General features: G+C 65.5%; 1 protein-coding gene. It reads left to right on the top strand.

From position 1 onward, the window contains the following. The coding region (locus ACYZGB_RS22870) for a transposase (RefSeq protein WP_462391280.1) at nucleotides 1–415 on the top strand (415 nt) is incomplete at both ends.

The following is a 415-nucleotide window of genomic DNA, read 5'->3' as shown; positions in this document are numbered from 1 at the left end:
CCGGCCAGGCCAAGCCCGAAGGGGCTGCGGCCAATCACCGCAACGGCAAGAGCGCCAAGACCGTGCTGACCGACGTCGGCGCCTTGCGCATCGACGTTCCCCGCGATCGCGAGGGCTCGTTCGAGCCGCAGCTCATTGGCAAGCATGAGCGCCGCTTCACCGGCTTTGACGACAAGATCATCGCCATGTACGCACGCGGCATGACGGTGCGCGAGATCCAGGGCTTCCTGAGCGAGATGTACTCGGTCGATGTCTCGCCCGATCTCATCAGCAGCGTCACCGACGCGGTGATGAGCGAGGTCACTGCCTGGCAGACGCGCCCGCTTGAGCCCATGTACCCCGTCGTGTTCTTCGACGCGCTGCGGGTCAAGATCCGCGAGGACGCTGTCGTTCGCTCCAAGGCCGTGTACCTGGC

It is taken from the genome of Acidovorax sp. Q11, from assembly GCF_054950075.1.
This window is presented reverse-complemented; position numbering and strand designations above follow the sequence as displayed.